Origin of the sequence: Deinococcus sp. KSM4-11 (assembly GCF_004801415.1) — a bacterium.
Classification (GTDB): domain Bacteria; phylum Deinococcota; class Deinococci; order Deinococcales; family Deinococcaceae; genus Deinococcus.
In genome coordinates, this window is record NZ_SSNX01000002.1 from 256,394 (window position 1) to 276,316 (window position 19,923).

Genomic DNA, 19,923 nt, shown 5'->3' on the forward strand with positions numbered 1-19,923 from the left:
TCCGTCCATCCGGCACCGACACGGACTACCAATCACCGCCGATGGAGATAGTGGGGATATTCACTCCATCGTAGTCACCGAAAAGACTCGCTCCACTGGCAAGGAAACCGACGTGTCGATTGGAATTCTGACTGACGAATGCCATCAGCGCGACCAGTTCCTCTACGGTGTTCAAGTCCACCGCCTTCAATTCAGCGTCATAGCTTTTTTGGATACAGTGAAGCGATTGTTGCTCAAGAACCATCTCCGTCCTGGTGACCGCAAGGTTGCTCACCGAGAAATGTTTCGCTATGCCAGAGGCCGCCACCTGTGGGTGAATGAGAACCTTCATCAGTCCATTCTAGAGACGGTGCTGTCAACTTGACCTCAGCGTGGCACAGGAGGTCAGCAGGCGGCTTCAGCGTCAGGCCCGTCTCCCCCAGCGGGGAATCGCCGCGGCTTGAGTGCTCCTGCCCACCGTGGCTGGGACGGTCATGCCGATATGGCGGTGAAGGTTCGAGACTCGGTCATTCAGGACGAGGAATTCCCGGGTGGGCCGTCGTCGTTTGATGCCGAGTTGCGTTCCCGCCGCCGTGCCGGTTGATGGAGCGCTCGATCAGATTCTGGCCGCGGGCAACAGAGACCACTTGACCGTGCTCCACCTTATTGGGCACGGGAGGTTGCCATTGAGCCGCCCGGTGGTTCCAGAGCTTGACCGTGCGGTTGATCTCTGAGACGTCCTTTCCCCAGCAGCCGCACGACGCAGGACTCAGCTGCGCCAGTAAGGTGATGGTGCTGAAGAAAGCTGTCAGGGACACCCCTCTGATCATCCACGGCCCTCCAGCGCCCAGGCTTCATCCCAGCGACCTCGACACACCCTTCATTGAGGTGGCGCCAGGGTTCCTGAAGCGGCGGCGCGGTCGTGGTGTTTCACGGCCGAGGCGTCTCGTGGCTGACGTCAATGCCACGCTCTTGGAGCAGTGCCCGGCCGTCCTGCGAGTTGAGCAGCAACCGGCGATCGAGCCGCAGGGCATGGCTTATGACGCTCAGAGCGCGTTTGGCTGTTGAGAACTGCGGCCGAGTTCAGGGCACGGGATTTGGCATGCGACGCCACGCCGGTACCGAGCAAGGTTGGGGAGCCAGTCGAGGTACGAGTCCGGCGGTCGCGCGGTGTTCAAAAAGTCGGCGTGCAGTGGCCACCGTGTACGTCTGAGGTGGCACATGGACAGAGTGGACGACCTGCTCCATACCAGTCAGCAACATGAAGAATCATCAGGTCACGGGAGAAACCGTCACATCGCCGCTCGACAGCCAGCCCTCGTCAATCAGGAGCGCGATCCCGCCAGACAGAATCGGTGCCTCGCCGTCGCGAGCCTCCACCACCAGCGTGCCGTCGACAAATCCCTGGACGTGCGGGCCGCTTACGACAAGCCGGAGGTGACGCCGCTCCAGATCCCCGTCCAGCGGGGCCTCAGCCAGGAGGCGTTCCGCCTGGCCTGGACGGGCCCGGATCAGGGTGACGGCGCCGCGCTGAATGAAAAGGGCATAGTAACTGTGCAGGCCCCGGAAGCGGGCGGCCAGCCCAGCGCGACGGCCCACCGGCACCGTCAGTTCTGCTGACACCTCATAATCCGTCCACTCCCGGCTCCCGGTGGAGACTGCCCCCCCAGTGCCGGCATGCAGCAGTCGGTACGGCTCGGGCGCGCGTATGTCGATCTTTTCCACCGCATTGACCCAGGCGCGACGCCACATGCGTCCCTCCCCGCCGCCAGAAGGACGCCCCAGCGTGACGGTCGGCGCTCCGTGCCAACGTACGCTGTCGAGGTACACGGTGCCGGGCTGACCGCTGGACACCTCCAGCCCGAGTTCGGCGATGGGCAGTCCGTCCAGGTCAGGCACGCGCCAGCTCACCGTCACGCGCTCACCGGGCGCGGCGGTGACGGAGGGTCCCGGGAGCGCCACCAGGGTATCGTCCCCGTCGTACTGCCTCACCATCAGGTGCATGGTGACCGCTTCCGCGTTCGTGGTGTCCGCCTCCAGTTCGGCGTGCACCTCCTGGCCGGGGTACACCCTGGGTGAGGCCAGTAACGTGTAATTGAAGCCCCCGCCCGGCCCCCTCGCAAAGGGCGTATCCGGCGGTTCGGGCACCTCAGGCGGCAGGAACGTGGCCACCCGTGCCCACGCCGACCGCCCCGGATAATGCAGGGCCAGGCTTCGTGAGCCCAGCCGGCTGTGCCCCGCGACGTTCTCAAGCGTCAGGCCGTCGCCCAGCCAGCCCTGCACCGCGCCCGGCGCGCAGAAGTGGAACTGGGCGCCGTCCTTGAAGGCGAGCGGTGCCTCCCCAGAAAGCGCCAGGCCATGGGATGCCACCTCGACCGCGACAGTGAGGGCGTCGGTGATGGCCCGGCCACCTTCAGGGCCAGGCAGGTAGAGTCGGTCGGCCAGGGGATCACGCCAGTCCCGGACCGCGTTGAGGGCAGCCAGGCCGCCCCGGATGGCGAGCAGGCAACCGACGTTGCCCGCATTGCAGTCGGTGTCCCATCCGCAGGTATTGGCGATGACCAGACTGCGCCGCAGGTCGCCGGCCCCGTAGAGCAGCGCCAACAGGATCACGCCGTGGTTCGGGATCACATGCACGTTCCCGGGGTACCGGTCATACCCATAGCTGGCCTCCAGCCGCTGCCGGGCACGCGCCCACTCGGGTTCCTCCCGGTGCCAGGCGCGCACCTCCCGGTACAGCCGGGCCAGCACGCCGCCTTCAGGCAACGCCGCTTGTGCAGCGTCGAGCAGGGTGTCGAGATCCGATTCGACAAACGCGAGCGCTTCCATGGTCGCCAGTGCCACGGCGGCGTCGACGGCCGCGCCGTCGTGGCTCACCTGCGCCGCGGCGCGGGCCAGCCGCGCGGCCAGGTCGGGACGACCGGGAGCGACCATGGCCCAGCCGTCGATGAAGATCTGCGCGCCGATCTGCTCGGCGACCGTCCGACCGTTTACCTCAGCCGAGCCGCTCAGCGGGGCGCGGAGTCCGGCGGTGAGCCGGTGGTAGGCGGTCTGCTCCGTCGAGTTGCCGAAGCCGCCCCACCACAGGCACGTGCGGCCCTCCACGATCTGGTCGAGCCAGGTGTCCCCGATGTCGGCGGCCGTCACGGCTTCGGCCGCGACGCGCTCCAGGGTCCGGAGAAAGGTGAAGGTGCCGGTCAGGTCATCGTCTGGCAGGATCAGCGGCCAGTCGCGGTGACCATGGACGTACCGGTCGAGTTCGCCGAAGGTCTCGGTGATGCGGGCATACGACCAGCCCTCGACGGGACGGCCCAGGCTGACGCCGATGATCTTGCCGAGGACACCCGCATAGACACGTTCAAGATAGTCGGCTGGGACAACGTGGTTCACAGGTCAGCTCCTGGAGTGAGGACACACCCGAGACCCTCAAGGAAGGCGGGGTGCCACACGTCCCAGTCGTGACCCCCCCGAACGATACGCAGGTGCGACGAAGCGCCGCGTCCGGTCAGGCGGGCGTGCAGAAGCGCCGCCTGAACCTCGGCGTTGGCCGCAGGGGACGGGTGCCGGAACTCCGAGTCCCCCGCGGCGATAAAGAAGCGGGTGGGCACCGTGGAGAGGCCAGACAGAACGCGCGGATAGTTCAGCGCTTGCCAGCGTGCGTCCCGAAAGGGCGTCCCGAATGCCGGCAGGCGGCGGGCGCTCGACCCGGCGGGCGGGAGCCCCGCGTAAATCGCCGGACTCAGCAACATGGCCGCGCCGAACAGGTGCGGACGTGTCAGGGCGTAGCGCAGCGCTCCGTAGCCGCCCATGGAGACCCCGGCCAGGATGCGTCCGGCGGGCGGGCCGACCTGGGCCTCGACGTGGGGCAGCAGGTCAGCGAAAAAGGCCCGCTCGAGAGGCTCGTCGGCGTCGACGTACCAGCTCGACCCGAAGTCCGGCATCACCGCGCGAACCGCGGGCAGGGTGCCGGCCCGGATCCGGGCGTCCATGGCCTCCAGCACCTTGCTGTTGTCCGCCCATGAGGTGTGATTCCCGCCGCGGCCGTGCAGGAGGTAGAGCAGCGGCAGGGGCTCCTGCACCGGCCCGGGCGGCTGGTACAGGCTGTAGTGCCATGCCCGGCCGAGCAGCGAACTGTCGACGCTGTGAACCGTCAGGCCGGGGCCACCGTGGGGGTCCCGCGTGTCGACGGTGACCAGCCCCACCGGTTCATCCATCCGTCCGCTCCGGCGGCTCCCGGTGCAGGATGTCGCGGTAGATCTCATCCGCGTCGGCCCCGATGGCCGTGCGGCCGGTGTGCCGGATGCGCCCCGGCGTCGCGGAAAGCCGGGGAAGCACGCCAGGCATCAGCACCGATCCGAGATCGTCGTCCGGCACCGAGACCACTGACTGCCGGGCCAGCACATGGGGATCCGTGACGATCTGATCGATGCTGTAGACCGGCGCGATGGGGGCCTCGATCTCGCGGAACCGGCCCAGGACGGTGTCCAGGTCGTGGGCCCCGATCCAGTCGGCGACCAGGGCATCGAGTTCGTCGGCGTTCGCCCGGCGCGCGGCGGCGTTGGAGAATCGGGGATCGGCGCGCAATTCGGGACGGCCGATCACGACCAGCATGCGGTCGACGATCTGCTGTGTTCCCCCTGACAGCGCGACCCATCGACCGTCGAGTGTCTGGTAGGCATTGCGCGGAGACGTGCGGCGCGAGCGGTTGCCCATTCTTGTCTGGACCGTGCCGGTCTGCTCGTACTCGGTGGTTTGCGGTCCCAGAATAGAGAACAGAGGCTCGTACAGGCTCAGGTCGATCACCTGCCCGCGACCGCCACGCGCATCTCGCCAGTACAGCGCCATCATCACGGCCGAGGTGCCGGCCAGCGCCGCCACGCCATCGGCCAGACCGAAGGGGGGGAGGGTCGGCGGGCCGTCCGGCTGCCCGGTGATGAACGCAAAGCCGGAAAAGGCCTCCGCGAGCGTCCCGAAGCCTGGCTGGGCGCTCAGCGGCCCGGTCTGGCCGAAGCCGGTGACGCGGACGAGCACCAGCCCGGGATTCACGGCGCTGAGTTCGTCGTAGCCGAGGTTCCAGCCCTCGAGCCGACCGGGGCGGAAGTTTTCAATGACCACGTCCGCCCACGCGCAGAGCTCCCGCGCCGTCTCGCGGTCGGCCTCGAGATGCAGGTCGAGCGAGAGCAGCCGCTTGTTGCGCGAGATGACCTTCCACCACAGCGGAATCTCGCCGCGCTCGGTGGCCTTGGACAGGCCCCAGCGCCGCGCGTCGTCCCCGCGGGGATGCTCGACCTTGATCACGTCCGCGCCGAAATCCCCGAGGTTCGTGGCGATCAGCGGCCCGGCATACAGACTCGAGAGGTCAAGGACACGCAGGCCCGCCAGCGGGAGCGGTGTGTCCGATCCGGCGCCGCTCACCGGGACGCCTGCCGTAAGGCGCGCCGCAGCAGGGCGCGGGCCCGCGCCGCGACTGGAGCATCGACCATCGTGCCCTCCAGAGCAAACGCGCCGGTGCCCTCCGCCGCGTGTACCTCGTACCCCTCGCTGACGCGTCGGGCCCACTCCAGTTCGGCGGCCGACGGAGCGAAGACGTCCTCGATCACGGGCAGTTGGGCTGGATGGATGGCATGCTTGCCGCTGAAGCCCAGGGCGCGCGCTGCCTCGGCCTCACTCCGCAGCCGCTCCAGATCGCGGAAATTTCCGGACGCCCCATCGTGCGGGGGTTCCAGCCCGGCGAGTGCCGACGCCTCCACCAGGGCCACCTTGGCGTGGAGCACCGCGAGGCTCAGCTGCCCGTCCGGGGGAGGCCAGGCCAGGCCAAGATCACGGCTGTAGTCGGCAGCGCCGAAGCAGAGCCCTACCACCCGTGGACTGGCGGCCGCAATGGCATCCGCCGCCCGCACGCCCCGCACCGTCTCGAGGGTGGCCATCAGCTGGATGCCCCCGGGAGCAACGCCCCGGCGCCGTTCGAGTTCGCCGATCAGCCAGTCCACCCGCCGGAGCTCGTCAGGCGACTCGACCTTCGGCAGGTTGATGCCCTCCACACCCGGCTGGATCACCGCGTGCAGGTCGTCGTACAGGTCCGGCGAGTCGGCCGCGTTGACCCGCACCCAGACATGCAGGCCGGGCGGGGCGGACTGCAGGGAGCGGGCCACCTGCTCGCGGGCCAGGGCCTTGGCCGATGGCGCCACGCCATCCTCCAGGTCGAGCAGCAGCGCCTCGGCGCCCAAGGTGCCGATCTTGGCGAGCTTGCGCTCATCACTGCCGGGCACGAACAACATGGTGGGCCACATCAGCGGATCACCGCCACTGGCTGCGGAATCACGGCCAACGTTCGGGCCGCGAGGTCGTCGATCCGCGCGTGATCGAAGCCCCGCAGGCTGGACCGCACCTCGCCGCGCAGGGGGTCGCTCCAGCGTGCAGGAACCTCGCCGGTCAGCGTGCCAACGATCGACCCCACGGTGGCCCCGTTGCAGTCGGTGTCCCAGCCGCCCATCACGGCAAGGCAGATGGACGTGGAATAGTCCCCGTCCCCATAGAGCAGGGCCGCGGCCACCAGCGCCGCGTTGTTGATGGCATGCACCCAGTGGTAGTGCCCGTAGCGGGCCTGCAGGAGATCGAGCGCGCCTTCCCAGTCCTGAGTCTGCCCCGGCAGTTCCAGAGCAAAGCGCACGGCCTCGGCCAGGCGGCTGCCATGCGGAATGACGCGCAGGCCCGCTTCCACCACCGCGCGGACGTCGGCGTGGGTGAAGGCCGCGGCCACCATCGCGGCCACCCACATCTCCGCGTAGACGCCGTTGCCGGTGTGGCTGAGCTGGGCGTCGCGCCGCGCGAGCGCCGCCGCGAGCGCCGGATCCCCCGGCGCGGCCCAGCCCCACACGTCGGCCCGGATCTGCGCGCCGATCCATTCCCGGTATGGATTGCGGTGCCGCGCGGTTTCGGGCGGCTCCCGCTTCTCGAGCAGATTCTGGTACGCCACGCGCTCGGCCGTGAAGGTGGTCAGCACCGGCATCATGGACAGCCACGCCGTGGCGACGTCCTCGGTCGTGAAGTCCAGGCCCGCGCCCTCCAGCACGGCGAGGTTCAGCATGGCGTAGTTGATGTCGTCGTCCTCGGGCATGCACGTGATGGTCTCGCGCAGGCTGGTCGGGGCGCTCGCGCGGTTCCAGGGCCAGCGCGCCAGCACTTCGTGCGGGATGCCCCGCGCGGTGAAGTAGTCGTCGAGCGGCCACTGCCCACCGGACTGCAGCAGTTCGCGGATCCCTTCGCGCGGGATCTTCTCGACCGGTTTGCCGAGCAGGCACCCGGCCATGCGTCCCGTCCAGCCGGCGTGCAGCCGGCGGAGCAGGTCGCTGCGGTCGAGGGACGGTGCCGGTTGCCCCTCAAGCAGGAGCGGAGCCTCCCCGTCATCGTGGACGGACGTGAGTTCCCTTGCCCGGTCGAGCAGCGCCCCGGCACCCTCGCGCCGGGTGGCGGCGGGCGCACCCTCCAGCTCGGCCCAGGCCCGCTCGAGCTCGCCCGGATCCAGGCCTTCTTCCCGCAGCTGCCGGAACTCATGTTCCAGACGCTCCTCCAGCGCGAGCCAGGTGATCCGGACGCTCACACGGGCACCGTCCCGGCCACCGGGGGGCCCGGAAAGGCGGCCACGCGACGGGCAAACTGCGCTTGATCCTGCTCGAACACCTCGCGGGCGACCGCAGCGAGCGAGACGGCCACGGCCCGCAGATCCTTGCGGCTGCGCTCCTGGATGTGCGCGGCCCAGTGGGCAGGGATGGCCTGCTCACCGTGCAGGGCTCCCGCGACCGCGCCGCCCATACTCGCGATGGAATCCGAATCCCGCCCGTAGTTCACGCCGCCGAGCACCGTGTCCAGGTACGTGCCGCGTGTGGCGACCAGCATGCCCAGTGCTACGGGCAGTTCCTCGATGGCGCGCTTGCGGCTGGGCTTGCGGGCGTCCAGGTCAGGATCGCGGTAGTCCTCGCCCACACTGTCGAAGGGACGCACGGCGTCGCGCAGCACAGGGATCGCGGCCCGCCAGTCGTGCACGTTCCGCGCCGCGGCGGTGACGGCCAGGATGGCCTCGCGGGTGCCGTCCCGCGCCAGGGCCACGCAGGCGGCCACGACCGAGTCGACCGTGGCGCCCGGCCGCAGCGCCTCGGCCACTGCCGCGGCCAGCACGCCGGCCGCCTCCCGCCCATAGCTGGACTGATGGGCCCCGGCGATCTCGATGGCCTCCTGATAGGCCCCGGCGGGATGCCCGGCATTGACGATGCCGACCGGCGCCATGTACATCGCCGCGCCGCAGTTCACGACGTTGCCCACGCCGGCCTCCCTGGGATCCACATGGGCCTGGCGCAGGCGCAGCAGCAGGTACTTTTCCGCGTAGAACAGCCGATTGACCAGCACGGTGTCCCGCTCGAACTCGGGCACGTACGTCACCACGTCCGCGATCTCGGCGACGAGGTGATCGGCCATGTCGTAGGCGCTGAGGTGCCCCCGCACCTTCCCGTAGACGTTGGCCAGCGCCATGACCATCAGCGTGTCATCGGTGACGTGCCCGTCACCCTTGTGCAGGGGCGACAGCGGCCGGGCCGTCTGCCAGTCCTCGTGGAAGGGACCCACGAAGTCCACGACGTCGCCGCCGTACCGGGCGCGGATGGCCTCAGGCGTCCGCCCCTCGGTCGGCCCCCCCAGCGCGTCACCCACCGCGCCGCCCAGAATGCAGCCCATGGCTCCGTCCTCAATACTCGTGGCCACGCCGCTCCTCCTGACTCACTTGTAGTACTTCGCGAGGATCTCGTTGCCCTGCTGCTCGATCTGCTTGGCCGCGTCATCCAGCGAGATGCGGTTCGCGAGGAGCTGCTGGAAGGTGGGCGTGAGCACCTTGCTCTTGACCTCGGTGAAGCCCTTGACCTCCTGGAACGGCGCCATGGTCAGGTACTTCGCCGACTCGGTCGCGGTCTTCCAGCCGTTGGCCTCGGTCTGGAAGGGCACGCCCCGCAGCGAGGACATGCGCGTCGGGAAGAGCCAGTCGCCGGCCGCGAGCTTGCCGTTGTTCACGCGGTTGACAAAGCAGCTGATGAACTGCATCGCCTCTTTCTTGTGGGTCGATACGGTCGGGATGCTCAGCGTCTGGGTGGCGGAACCCTGATCCTGCGTCACCGCCTTGATGGGCGGCAACACACCCCAGTTCAGGCCGGGGGGGCCACTTTCCGCGATGGTCTGCCGCGCCCACACGCCGATTCCCGGCAGCATCGCGTACTTGCCGGTGAAGAAGCCGTTGAACAGTTCCGGACTCTGCGCCGTCAGACCGTCCGGCGACGCGGATTTATCGGTGTAGTGCATGTTCAAGAGAATCTTCAGCAGCGCTTTTTCCTTGTCGCCGACCTTCACGACATATTTGTTGCCGCTCTTGTAGAAGTAATCGCCGCCGAAGCCCAGCGCGAGGTTCAGGATGCGGTTGGTGGGCGAACGCAGGCCGAAGGCCGAACCAAACTGGTCGGTCTTGCCGTCGCCGTTGGTATCCAGCGTGAGCTTCTTCGACGCGGCCTGGAATTCCTCCCAGCTCCACGGCTTGGCCACCGTGGGAGGGCGGATCCCGGCTTTCTTGAAGAGGTCTTTGTTGTACAGCGTAATCAGCGACTCCCACAGGAAGGGCACGCCATAGACCGCGCCGTTGTCGGCCGTCACGGTGGCCCACGCGCCCTTGGCGACGTCCGCCTTCATTTCCGCCGGGATTAGCTTCGACAGGTCCGTGAGGTACCCGCGGTCGCCGAATTCCATCACCTCGGTGGACTCGTAGTGGAAGATGTCCGGCACGTTCTTGGCCTCGAAGGACGTGGTGAGGTAGTCCTGGATGGAGTCCCAGGAGACCTGCTGGTAGTCGATCGTGTACGCGGCGTCCTTGGCGTCACACTCCGCGATCGCGGCCTTGGTCGCGGCGATCGCCTGCGTCTGCCACGCGAGGCTCACAAAGCGCAGTTTCACGGGGGTCTGGGCCTGGGCATGGATGCCCGGTTGAACGGCGGTGAGCAGGACGGCAGTGATCAGGGTCAGTCGTTTCATGGGAGGCCTCACGGAAGGGAAGTCGGGGAAACCAACAACGGGGAGCACACCGGTGGACGAACTGGGCTGGGCACACCTCCTAGGCTTTGACGCCGCCGGCCAGCAGCCCGGAGACCAGGCGACGCTGCATGAAGGCAAAGAGCACGAGGGTGGGGATGGTGGCCAGAACGCTCCCAGCCGCCAGCGGGCCCCAGCGGGCGAGGCCTTCGACGCCGCGCAGCCGGGAGAGGTTGACCTGAATGGTGGTGAGCTCCGGGGACTTGAGCAGGATCAGGGCGAAGAAGAACTCGTTCCAGGCGTTGATGAAGGCGTACAGTCCCGTGGCGACCAGGGCGGGCACGAGCAGCGGGACGAGGATATGCCGGATGGCCTGCCCCTGCGAGGCGCCGTCGACGGCGGCGGCCTCTTCCAGCTCGACCGGAATGCCGGCGATGTAGCCCTGCAGCATCCACAGCACGAAGGGCAGGCTCCACACGACGTACACCAGGATCAGGCCCGTGTGGGTGTTCACCAGGCCGGCGCGCGCCAGGATCAGGAAGAGCGGCACGATGATCAGGATCACCGGGAAGGTCTGCGTGACCAGAATCCAGACCATGACTGCGCGGTTCACGCCGGTGGCGCGCCGGGCGAGGGCGTACGCGGCAGGCGTCGCGATGCCAAGGGTGAGCAGGGCAGAGATCACGCTGACCTTGAAGGTGTTCGCGGCGCTGCGCATGATCCCCAGGTCATTGATGGCCACCGCGAAGTTGTCGAGCGTCGGAACTTTTGGGAAGAAGGACGCGACCGTAAAGATCTCAGCAGTGGGCTTGAAGGCCGTGGAGAGCAGCCACACCACCGGAAACGCCAGGAAGAGGACGAACAGCAGCAGCAGCGCCGACATGGCCAGCCGCGCCAGGGATCTCCGGGGCTTCATGCCTGCTCCTGCACGGCCGTGCGGAACTGGCTGCGGACGCTGTAGAAGAGCACCAGCCCGATGATCACCACGATGGCCATGCCGAGCGCGGACGCGTAGGCGATGTTGCCGTACTTGAAGGCCTCCTCATACGCGAAGAGCATGGGCAGCCGCGTCGTGCCGGCCGGCCCACCCTCGGTGAGGGTGTACACCAGGCCGAAGGAATTGAAGTTCCACATGAATTCCAGCGCACTGACCGCCAGCACCACCGGCATCATCAGCGGCAGGGTGACGTGCCGGAACTGCCCCCAGGCGCCGGCGCCGTCCAGCGCGGCCGCCTCCTTGAGCTCTCCGGGAATGGTCTGCAGGGCGGCCAGCAGCACCACGGTGGCCTGCGGGAGCCCCGTCCAGATGCCGACCACGATCACGGCGGGCAGCGCCCACGCGAAGTCGTTGAGCCAATCGACCGGCGAGTCGATCACGCCGGCCCACAGCAGGACGCTGTTCAGGAACCCGCTCGTCGGGTGGTACATCAGGCGCCAGATCATGCCCTTGATGACCGGTGGAATGGCCCAGGGGATGAGCACCAGCACCCGCGCCACCGCCTGGCCGGGCAGCCCCGCGTTGAGCAGCAGCGCCAGGCACATTCCGAGCACGATCACGCCGACCGTCACGCTGACCGTCCAGATGGCACCGATTTCGAAGGATGTCCAGAACTGACGGTCGGACAGCATCTTCGAGAAGTTGCCGAGGAAGATGAAATGCCGCTGCGCCGCGCCGAGGGTGTAGTCCGTGAAGGCCAGGTACACGCCCTGGAGCAGCGGCAGGATCGAGAGGATCACGACCGGCACCAGGGTCGGCAAGAACAGCCACCAGTTCGGCCGCGCGTACCCGCTGCCGCCAGGCACGGTCGCCTGCTCGCGCGGCATGGTCATGGGCGTTTCCCGGCCACGCGACTGGACTCGCGCACGATCAATGTGGGCGCCACCATGACGCTCTGCACGTCGTGTTCGCTGCCGCCGGTCAGTCGGTCGAGCAGCATGGTGGCCGCGATTCGGGCCCGCTCCGTGGCCAGGAGGGACACGGTGCTCAGGGTGGGCGTGCAGATCAGGCCCTCGGGGATGTCATCCATGCCGACGACGGCCACGTCATCCGGCACCCGTCGGCCAAGTTCGCGCAGGCGCTTCATGGCTCCGATGGCCATCAGGTCGTTGGCACAGAACAGAGCGTCGAGATCCGGGTGCTCGTCGAGCAGTGTTCCCGCCGCCTGGTGGCCCCCGGCCACGCTGTACTCCGCGTGGCACGTCCTCGGTCGATCCAGGCCGTGGCGCCTGAGCGCCTCGGTGTATCCCCGGCCGCGAATGGTCGCCGGAACCGTGTCCGCGGGGCCGTTGAGAAAGGCGATGCGCCGTCGGCGTTGCTCGACCAGGTGATCGATTGCCAGCGCGACACCATATTCGGAGTTGACCTGCACGTTATCGGTACGAATCACCTCAGCCAGCGCACCGATCACCGCGACCGGCCCTGGAGCACTCTTCAGGGCGGCGACCAGCGGTTCGGTCATCCGCAACGAACACAGGATCATGCCGTCCACGCGGCGCTGCGAGAGGGTACCCAGGGCGTGCACCTCCTCCTGGACGTGACCATCCGTGCTGATCAATGACAAGTGATAGCCGCGGGATTTGACGACCTCTTGCACCGCCCGGGCCATAGCCACGTACACGGGGTTCCCGATATCGGGGATCACCAGCGCGATGGTTTCGGTGGATTGGCTCCGCAGGCTTCGCGCGGCGTGGTTGGGCAGGTAATTGAGCGCCTCGGCGGCTTCCCGAACCCGACGCGCGGTCACGGGGGAGCAGCGCGTGCTGCCGTTGAGCGCCAGCGAGACGGTACCAATCGAGACCCCGGCACGCCGGGCCACCTCGTGAATAGTTGCCTTTTTTGCAAAGGCATCACTCACCTCAGACGTCATTTCGACCCCCGACACTTTGTTTTTGAAACGTTTTAACAGTAATGGTATGGAGCGCGGGAAGTCAAGCCCTGCTGGCGCGGACGGGCGGACGGTGAGGCCATCTTTGACCTCCCTCATCACGAGCCCTCACGGCCCGGCGGGCCGTGACATTCGCAACCGAACAGGGCATGCTGACCCCTGAGACGGTGAGCACCAGATCCGCCCGAGTGCCTCTGAAGGCAAGGATCCGCCTGGTTGGCCCAGGCGGATCCTTCACCGCGCTTCTCGCCGACCGGTCCGCGGAAGGGTCTGAGCAGAACAGTCGGGCGAAGCACAGTGCGGCGTCCATCACGCGGACGGCAAATCCCAGGCCGCCCAGCAGTCCCTTCGCCTTACTGCTTGTCCCCACCCAGATCCAGCTGGGGCGTTCCGTCGACCGTCCAGACCAGCGGCTCGATATGGAGTTCCCGCTGCGTGCCCAGAGCGTTCCAGGCATGGAACACGAGGTGATCGTGGCCCTGAGCGTCCTGCACCACACTGTTGTGGCCTGGCCCCCGCAGGCCTCCCAGGCCGGATGCCAGCACCACCGGCCCCTCCTGCGGCTCCTGCCAGGGGCCCAGTGGATGGTCGGCGACCGCGTGTCCCACGCCGTAGGTCTCATTCGTCCAGGCCCCCCCGGAATAGAAGAGGTGGTACTGCCCGCGCCGCTTCACGACGAACGGGCCTTCGAGGGTGTACCAGTCAAGCACCCGCCCATACATGGGGCGATCCCGCTCATAGCGTTGCCAGTCGCTGCTGGCGACCAGGACAGGCACAGGCGGGCCCACCAGCCGGGTCATGTCCTCCAGGCGCTGCACGGCCAGCACGGTGCCGGGGCGCTCGCCGGTCAGGTCATCGCGGGCGTAGTACAGGTACCAGCTTCCGTCCTCGTCCCGGAACGGGTGAGGATCGATGGCGAAGGGCTCGTCCGGCGTCAGGTTGAGCCCCTGGTCGAGGAAGGGGCCCAGGGGACTGGCACTGACCGCCACGCGCAGGTGATGCCCCTTATCCTCGATCCCCACCGAGTAGTACATGTAGAACGACCCACCGTGTTCAGCCACCTCGGGCGCCCAGTACGCGCGGGGTTCATCGGTGATGGGCACGAGCGCCCCGCCGTGCGACACCCACCTTCGGAGATCGGAGGAACTGAGCACCTCGAAGGCCATCCCGCCAAGCTCCTGACGGCCGTCCAGGCCCGTGGCGTAGGCATAGTACTGGTCACCGCTGCGCAGCACGAAGGGATCGGCAAAATAGCCGGGATGAACCGGGCCGATACTCGCGCGGCTCATGGGGTGGGCGCGGGCTGCGGGGTCAGGGTCACGCCGCCGAAGATGACCTTGCCATTCTTGAAGCCCACGCGGTCGAGGCGCATGCTGCGCTGTCCCCTATTGCCGTCCCCCACCGCGCCGAGCGTCCAGGCGTGGTACACCAGCCACGTCTGCCCCGCCCCGTCCTGCACCACCGACTGGTGGCCCGGCCCCACCACCCGGCCGCTCGTGACCACCAGCGGATCGGGGGCCTTGGTGTACGGCCCGGTCAGCGCCTTCGAGGTCGCGTACCCGACCGCGTAGGTCTCGTTGTCGTAGCTGCCGGCGGAGTACAGCAGGTAGTAGTACCCGTCCGAGTAATGCAGGGTCGGGGCCTCGATCACGGCGCCCTCCCAGAGGGCGCCGTTGCTGATCAGCAGGGTGTCCTGACCGACCACGGCCAGCCCGTCGGCGCTGAGCTTCTGCAGGTAGATGCCGGTGTTGAGGTTGCAGCAGTTGCCGTCGTTCTTCCACAGCAGGTACCGCTGGCCGTCGGTGTCCCGGAAGGGGCTGGCGTCGATACTGCCGCCCAGATCCGCCTGGCACACCAGGGGCCGCTCGCTGGCATCCGTGAACGGGCCCTCCGGGCTGCTGGCCACCGCCGCGCCCACGCACTGGCGGTCACTCAGGACGTCGCGGGTCGTGTAATACAGCACGAAGCGCTTTGGGCCGAAGGCCATGACTTCCGGGGCCCACGTGAGGCCGCCGCGGGCCCAGCGCGGTTGACTGGCGAGCGCGTCGCCCACGTACGACCAGTGCACCAGGTCGCGTGAGCGGTGCACCGGCACGTCGCCGCCGCTTCCATTGGTCACGTAGGCGTAGTACCAGTTGCCCACCTTGAGCACGAAGGGATCGGGAACATTCGCGTCGATCACGGGATTGGTGTACGTCCGGGTCACGGGGGGGCCTCCTCCACCGGCACGGGCACCCAGGCTGGCCATGACGGTCAGGCACAGAACGAGGACACAGCGGGCGATCCGGGTCATGACGAACTCCTTGGTGGGGCGGCGCGGCCGAGGAAGGGGAGCGCGTCCTGCGGAACGGGGGCCGGTTCAATGGTCGGGGCCAGCGGCTGCCGGATGAACTCACGGAAGGAGGGCACCACGGGATCCGGTTGACGGGCCTGGATGTCGGGCGTGAGGTGGTACAGGCCGCTGGGGCACACCCGGCCCTCCAACCGGGTAAGGCCGGTATGCCAGTCCACGTGATCGAAGAGCGGCCACCAGGTCGCCCCGAGCACTGTAGCTCCCAGTTGCTGCGCGCTGAGAATCTCGCTACCCAGCCAGCGCAACCAGGCCTCGCGGTGGGTGTCCGTGCTGGTCTCCGCCACGTACAGCGGAAGGCCGTAGCGTGCGTGGTATTCCAGCAGCGTCCGGGCCAGACCAGGGGGCTGCGGGTCGGGATAGAGGTGGTAGTCCTCCCGCCGGCCCCAGTCGCCCGGATGCGCTGGGGCGTCCGGCGGCAGGATCAGGTGCTCGCTGCCGGGATAGTAATCGAGGCCGATCACATCCGGCGGAGTGGGATCGCCAAGAACGGCTGCCAGGGTGGCCGGGCTCGCCACCTCAGCCAGCGCCGCATACAGCGGCGTGGTGGATTCCAGTCGGCCGCACAGGACGTCGAAGGCCACGTACCGCCACTCGGTGAGCTCGGCGGCCAATGGCATCAGTTCCGGGGTCGTGGCCCGGAAGCGATCGGCCCCATCGTTGAGCCAGATCTCCGCGCGGGGGTTGACCGCCCGAATGGCCTGGATGCTGCTCCGCAGGCCCGCGAGCACCGGCCACAGGCTGCGCGCGAACTCCTGAACCGTCTGCCCGTGGGGGGGCCAGGTGCCGTTGCCTCCAGTGAAGAACGACCAGATGTACGGCTCGTTGAAGGGCGTGATCTTGGTGATGTCCGGATAGCGGGCGCAGAACGCGTGGGCATACGCCGTCACGGCGGCCGGATACCCGGCATCCCGCAGCCCGCCGGGCAGCCACGCGGGCGTGCCGAAGTGCAGCAGATCCCAGATGGGTTCCAGGTTCAGGTCGCGCAGCAGGGTCACCACCTGGTCCGCCCACGCCCAGTCGAAGGTGCCCGCGGCCGGATTGAGATCGGGCCACGGCAGCCCATAGCGCAGGTGGGTGACGCCCAGACCGGCCGCGAGCCGCAGATCGTCTTCCCAGCGCTGCCGGTGGGCCGTCCAGGCGTACTCATCCCAGCCCAGCGCCGGATTCACCGTGTTCTCGATGCCCACCGCCCAGAAGAAGGCGGGCCCGCTCATTCCTTGAGTCCGGTCACGGCGATCCCCTGCTCGAGGTACCGCTGGGCCAGCAGGTAGGCCACCAGGACGGGCACGGCGGCAATGGCGGTGCCCGCCATCAGCTTGCCGTAGTCGGTGGTGTAGCGGCTGGAGAAGGAGTTGATGCCCACCGGCAGCGTCTGCAGGTCACCGTGAACGACGAACAATGGCCAGACGTAGTTGTTCCAGGAGGCCATGAACGAGAACACCGCCAGGGTCGCCAGCGCCGGGAGGCTGAGCGGCAGGATGACGAACCACAGCACCTGCAGGTGGTTGGCGCCGTCGAGCCGCGCGGCCTCCTCCAGCTCCCGTGGAATGCCCACGAAGAACTGCCTGAGCAGGAAGACCCCGAAGGCCCCCGCGACGCCAGGCCAGATCAGGGCGTGGAAGGTGTCGATCCAGTTGAGCTGGATCATCATGATGTACGTGGGGATCAGGGTGACGATGCCGGGCACCATCATGGAGCTCAGCACGAACCAGAACCACGCGTCGCGGCCAGGAAACGACATCCGGGCGAAGGCGTAGGCCGCCAGCACGCACACGGTCAGGTGGGCGGCGGTGAAGGCCAGGGACGTGAACAGTGAGTTCCACGCCCAGCGCAGGATGTTGCCGTCCGGCGAGGTCAGGATCTCGCGGTAGTTGTCCACGGTCGGGTGAGCGGGAATCCACTGGACGGGCACCGCGATGGTATCGGCTTCCGGTTTGAAGCTGGTGCTCACCATCCAGTACAGCGGGGCCAGGAACAGCAGGGCCAGCAGCAGCAGCAGCGCGAAGCGCGGCAGGTCGCGCGGGCCTCGCCGCCGCGACTGGCCGACCCGGGTGTCTGTCACGGGGAGCGGCGTGGTGGGCAGCCGCGTGGCTGGCAGCGGATCGGTCATCCCTTGTCACCGCCCCGGATGTCCCGCGCCATGGTGCGGAACTGAATCGCGGTGAACACCAGCATCAGCAGACCGAACACGAAACTCATGGCCGTGGCCGACGAGAACTGGTTGTTGCTGAAGGCCTCCTCGGTGATGTACATGATCACGCTCTGGGTGCCGCGCGCCGGGCCACCCCCGGTAATGACCTGCGTCTGCCCGAAGAGTTGGAGCGAGGCCAGCACCGTTGTCACGACCACGAACAGGGTGGTGGGTTGCAGCAGCGGGAACGTGATGTAGCGGAACTTCTGGGTACCGCTCGCGCCGTCGAGTTCCGCCGCCTCGTACACCGAGGTCGGGATGTTGCCCATCGCGGCGAGGTACAGGGTCATGTTGAAGCCGATCGTCCACCACACGGTGCCGACGGTGATCGGCACCCAGGCCCAGCCGTCCGTGGTCAGGAAGGGAATGGTCGGCTGGCCCATTTGGCCCAGGACGTTGTTCACCAGTCCACTCTGGTTCTCGAACATCCACTTCCACAGGATGCCCATCACCGAGACGCTTAGGATGCCGGGCATGAAGAAGATCGAGCGGAACACCGTGCGCAGCGCGATGGGCCGGAAGAGCAACTGTGCCAGCCCCAGGGCGGTCGCCACCAGCAGCGGCACGCTGATGACGGTGAACAGCAGCGTGTTGACCAGGGTGCGCCAGAAGAAATCGCGCTGCGGCGTGTCCCGGAACAGGTTCAGGTAGAACTCGGCGCCCACGAAGGGCTGGGTGTCCGACAGCGGATCCCAGCGGTGCACGCTGATGTAGAGCCCGAAGACGATCGGGTACACCAGGAACACCAGGAAAAAAAGGGCGTGCGGCAGCAGGAACAGGTACGGCACCAGCGGGTGGTTGTCGTGCAGGCCCCGCCGGCCGCCCGGAGCGCGGGGGTGGCTGGTCGTCATCGAATACCTCCGGGAAGGGCGGACGCGGCGCGGGGCGCGTCGTTACTTGATGGCCTTGCGGGCCTGCTCGATCTGCTTGGTGGCCTCTTTCTGCGCGTCACCCAGGGCCTGCGCGACCGTTTTCTTGCCCAGCACGGCCGCCTCGACCGCGCCGTCCCACGCGCCGCGCACCTGGCCGACCCAGGGGTAACCGCTGGTCGCGTAGACGTTGGGCAGCCCCTCGAACAGGCCGGAGACCGGGTTGTTGTCGTAGCTCTTGTCCTTGGCCACGGCCGGCTGGGTGGGCAGCCCGCCCGCGGCCGTCCAGGTCAGGTTCTGCGCGGGCTGCGTCATCCAGGAGACGAACTCCAGCGCCGCCGCCCGCTTGTTCTTGTCGTAGTTCGCCCGCTGCCGGGGCAGGGTCAGGTGGCTGGAACCGCCCCAGGCGGCGTTCATCTTGGTGCCCAGCTGCGGCACCGGCGTGACTCCGAAGTTCAGGCCGGTCTGCCCTTTGTACTGCTCGAGCATCCACACGCCGTTGAAGTTGAAGCAGGCCTTGCCCTGACGGAAGGCCGCGATCTCGCTCTGCTCGGTGGCGTTCGCGGGCGACACGTGGTACTTCTGCACCTGATCGACCAGGAACTGCAGGGCTTCCTGCGCACCTGGGCTCGTGAAGGCCGCGTCCTGGGCCTTGTCCACCAGATCGGCCCCGTTCTGCCGCGTCACCGAGTACGCGATGGTGCCGCCCATCCAGCCGTTGACGACCCCGGCCGCCCAGGTGTCCAGGTTCTTGGCATCGAAGCCAGCGTCGCCCGGATGTTTGCCGCCCTTGTCCACCGTGCACTTCTGCGCGGCCGCGAGGTACTCGCTGCGGTTGGTGGGCACTTTGGTCACCCCAGCCTTGGTCAGCAGATCCTTGTTGTAGTACATCGCCAGCGCCACCGAGTGAACGGGAACCCCATACGACATTCCCTTGTAGTCGGCCGTGGCCCACAGCGGCCCGTAGAACCGCGCCTTGTCGATGCCGGCAGCCGTCAGCTCGGCGGGCGTCAGGGGCGTCAGGGCGCCACGCGCGATGAACCCGGTGACCTGATCCTCGTTGATGGCGACAATGTCCGCCGCGCGCCCTGAGGCGACGAGTGGCCCCAGCTGCTGCCAGGTGGTGCCCCACGGCTGGGCCTGCCCTTTGACCTCGATGTTGGGGTGGGACGCGTTGAACTGGGCGATGAGCTTTTCCATGATCGGCCGATCTGGGCCGGTAAAGCCGTGAAGATACGTGAGCTGCACTTTCGGGCCGGTGTAGGCCGCCAGGGACGTGCCGGCGGAGAGCAGCAGGGCCAAACTCAGGGTACGCATCATTGTGAGCCTCCTTGTGAACCAGAGGACATGCCTCTGTGGAACGATGTCTGGAAGGTGCCAGGCACCTGAGGAGTGCCTGGCAACGTGAGTGTCAGGCCATGGGCCTCCTCTGCGCCCCTCCAGGCAAGCAGCCGGACGACCGGGCCACCAACACGATCACCCCTACCAGCTTGACCATCACGAAACCACTGGAGCGTTGAGCACTGTCAAAACCATCGATAGAAAATGACGACGATGTGTGCGGCGCAAACATAGAGCGCTCCTGAC

General features: G+C 67.7%; 17 protein-coding genes. All 17 read right to left on the minus strand.

The genetic code is table 11. The features are described 5' to 3' along the window. Positions 1 to 25 precede the first annotated feature (25 nt). The 17 genes from E7T09_RS08300 to E7T09_RS08385 all read right to left on the minus strand — a co-directional run bounded on the left by E7T09_RS08300 (position 26) and on the right by E7T09_RS08385 (position 19,656). Positions 26 to 331, minus strand: coding sequence for a hypothetical protein (locus E7T09_RS08300; RefSeq protein ID WP_136388714.1), 306 nt, complete (start codon positions 329 to 331; stop codon positions 26 to 28). Between the two features lie 920 nt (positions 332 to 1,251). Continuing rightward, positions 1,252 to 3,369 (minus strand): ADP-ribosylglycohydrolase family protein, encoded by a 2,118-nt coding sequence (locus E7T09_RS08310; protein WP_136388715.1) that lies wholly within the window; start codon positions 3,367 to 3,369, stop codon positions 1,252 to 1,254. Then, positions 3,366 to 4,193, minus strand: a complete 828-nt coding sequence (locus E7T09_RS08315; RefSeq protein WP_168734759.1) for an esterase family protein — start codon at positions 4,191 to 4,193, stop codon at positions 3,366 to 3,368. Before E7T09_RS08315 ends, E7T09_RS08310 begins: the two co-directional genes overlap by 4 nt. Then, positions 4,186 to 5,394, minus strand: coding sequence for a CaiB/BaiF CoA-transferase family protein (locus tag E7T09_RS08320; protein ID WP_136388717.1), 1,209 nt, complete (start codon positions 5,392 to 5,394; stop codon positions 4,186 to 4,188). Before E7T09_RS08320 ends, E7T09_RS08315 begins: the two co-directional genes overlap by 8 nt. After that, positions 5,391 to 6,257 (minus strand): CoA ester lyase, encoded by an 867-nt coding sequence (locus tag E7T09_RS08325; RefSeq protein WP_168734760.1) that lies wholly within the window; start codon positions 6,255 to 6,257, stop codon positions 5,391 to 5,393. The genes E7T09_RS08320 and E7T09_RS08325 overlap by 4 nt, the downstream gene beginning before the upstream one ends. 11 nt (positions 6,258 to 6,268) lie before the next feature. After that, entirely contained in the window at positions 6,269 to 7,579 is a 1,311-nt protein-coding gene (locus E7T09_RS08330; RefSeq protein WP_136388719.1) for an ADP-ribosylglycohydrolase family protein, read from the minus strand. Beyond that, complete coding sequence (locus tag E7T09_RS08335) at positions 7,576 to 8,733, minus strand: ADP-ribosylglycohydrolase family protein (protein ID WP_205746964.1); 1,158 nt, start codon at positions 8,731 to 8,733, stop codon at positions 7,576 to 7,578. Before E7T09_RS08335 ends, E7T09_RS08330 begins: the two co-directional genes overlap by 4 nt. Before the next feature lie 15 nt (positions 8,734 to 8,748). Next, on the minus strand, positions 8,749 to 10,041 hold the full coding sequence (locus tag E7T09_RS08340) for a sugar ABC transporter substrate-binding protein (RefSeq protein WP_136388720.1): 1,293 nt from the start codon (positions 10,039 to 10,041) through the stop codon (positions 8,749 to 8,751). Positions 10,042 to 10,120: 79 nt separating this feature from the next. After that, the gene (locus E7T09_RS08345; RefSeq protein WP_136388721.1) at positions 10,121 to 10,954 is read right to left on the minus strand and encodes a carbohydrate ABC transporter permease; all 834 of its coding nucleotides are present in this window, start codon (positions 10,952 to 10,954) and stop codon (positions 10,121 to 10,123) included. Further along, entirely contained in the window at positions 10,951 to 11,868 is a 918-nt protein-coding gene (locus tag E7T09_RS08350; protein ID WP_168734761.1) for a carbohydrate ABC transporter permease, read from the minus strand. The genes E7T09_RS08345 and E7T09_RS08350 overlap by 4 nt, the downstream gene beginning before the upstream one ends. Further along, positions 11,865 to 13,022 (minus strand): LacI family DNA-binding transcriptional regulator, encoded by a 1,158-nt coding sequence (locus E7T09_RS08355; protein WP_136388722.1) that lies wholly within the window; start codon positions 13,020 to 13,022, stop codon positions 11,865 to 11,867. Before E7T09_RS08355 ends, E7T09_RS08350 begins: the two co-directional genes overlap by 4 nt. A 254-nt stretch (positions 13,023 to 13,276) precedes the next feature. After that, on the minus strand, positions 13,277 to 14,212 hold the full coding sequence (locus E7T09_RS08360; RefSeq protein ID WP_136388723.1) for a glycoside hydrolase family 43 protein: 936 nt from the start codon (positions 14,210 to 14,212) through the stop codon (positions 13,277 to 13,279). Next, positions 14,209 to 15,216, minus strand: a complete 1,008-nt coding sequence (locus E7T09_RS08365; protein WP_240741690.1) for a glycoside hydrolase family 43 protein — start codon at positions 15,214 to 15,216, stop codon at positions 14,209 to 14,211. Before E7T09_RS08365 ends, E7T09_RS08360 begins: the two co-directional genes overlap by 4 nt. After that, positions 15,213 to 16,490, minus strand: coding sequence for a family 1 glycosylhydrolase (locus E7T09_RS08370; RefSeq protein ID WP_136388724.1), 1,278 nt, complete (start codon positions 16,488 to 16,490; stop codon positions 15,213 to 15,215). The genes E7T09_RS08365 and E7T09_RS08370 overlap by 4 nt, the downstream gene beginning before the upstream one ends. Next, on the minus strand, positions 16,487 to 17,386 hold the full coding sequence (locus tag E7T09_RS08375) for a carbohydrate ABC transporter permease (protein WP_136388725.1): 900 nt from the start codon (positions 17,384 to 17,386) through the stop codon (positions 16,487 to 16,489). The genes E7T09_RS08370 and E7T09_RS08375 overlap by 4 nt, the downstream gene beginning before the upstream one ends. Beyond that, complete coding sequence (locus E7T09_RS08380; RefSeq protein WP_136388726.1) at positions 17,383 to 18,318, minus strand: carbohydrate ABC transporter permease; 936 nt, start codon at positions 18,316 to 18,318, stop codon at positions 17,383 to 17,385. Before E7T09_RS08380 ends, E7T09_RS08375 begins: the two co-directional genes overlap by 4 nt. Before the next feature lie 42 nt (positions 18,319 to 18,360). Beyond that, positions 18,361 to 19,656: an ABC transporter substrate-binding protein gene (locus E7T09_RS08385; protein ID WP_240741691.1), complete on the minus strand. Its 1,296-nt coding sequence runs from the start codon at positions 19,654 to 19,656 to the stop codon at positions 18,361 to 18,363. Positions 19,657 to 19,923 lie beyond the last annotated feature (267 nt).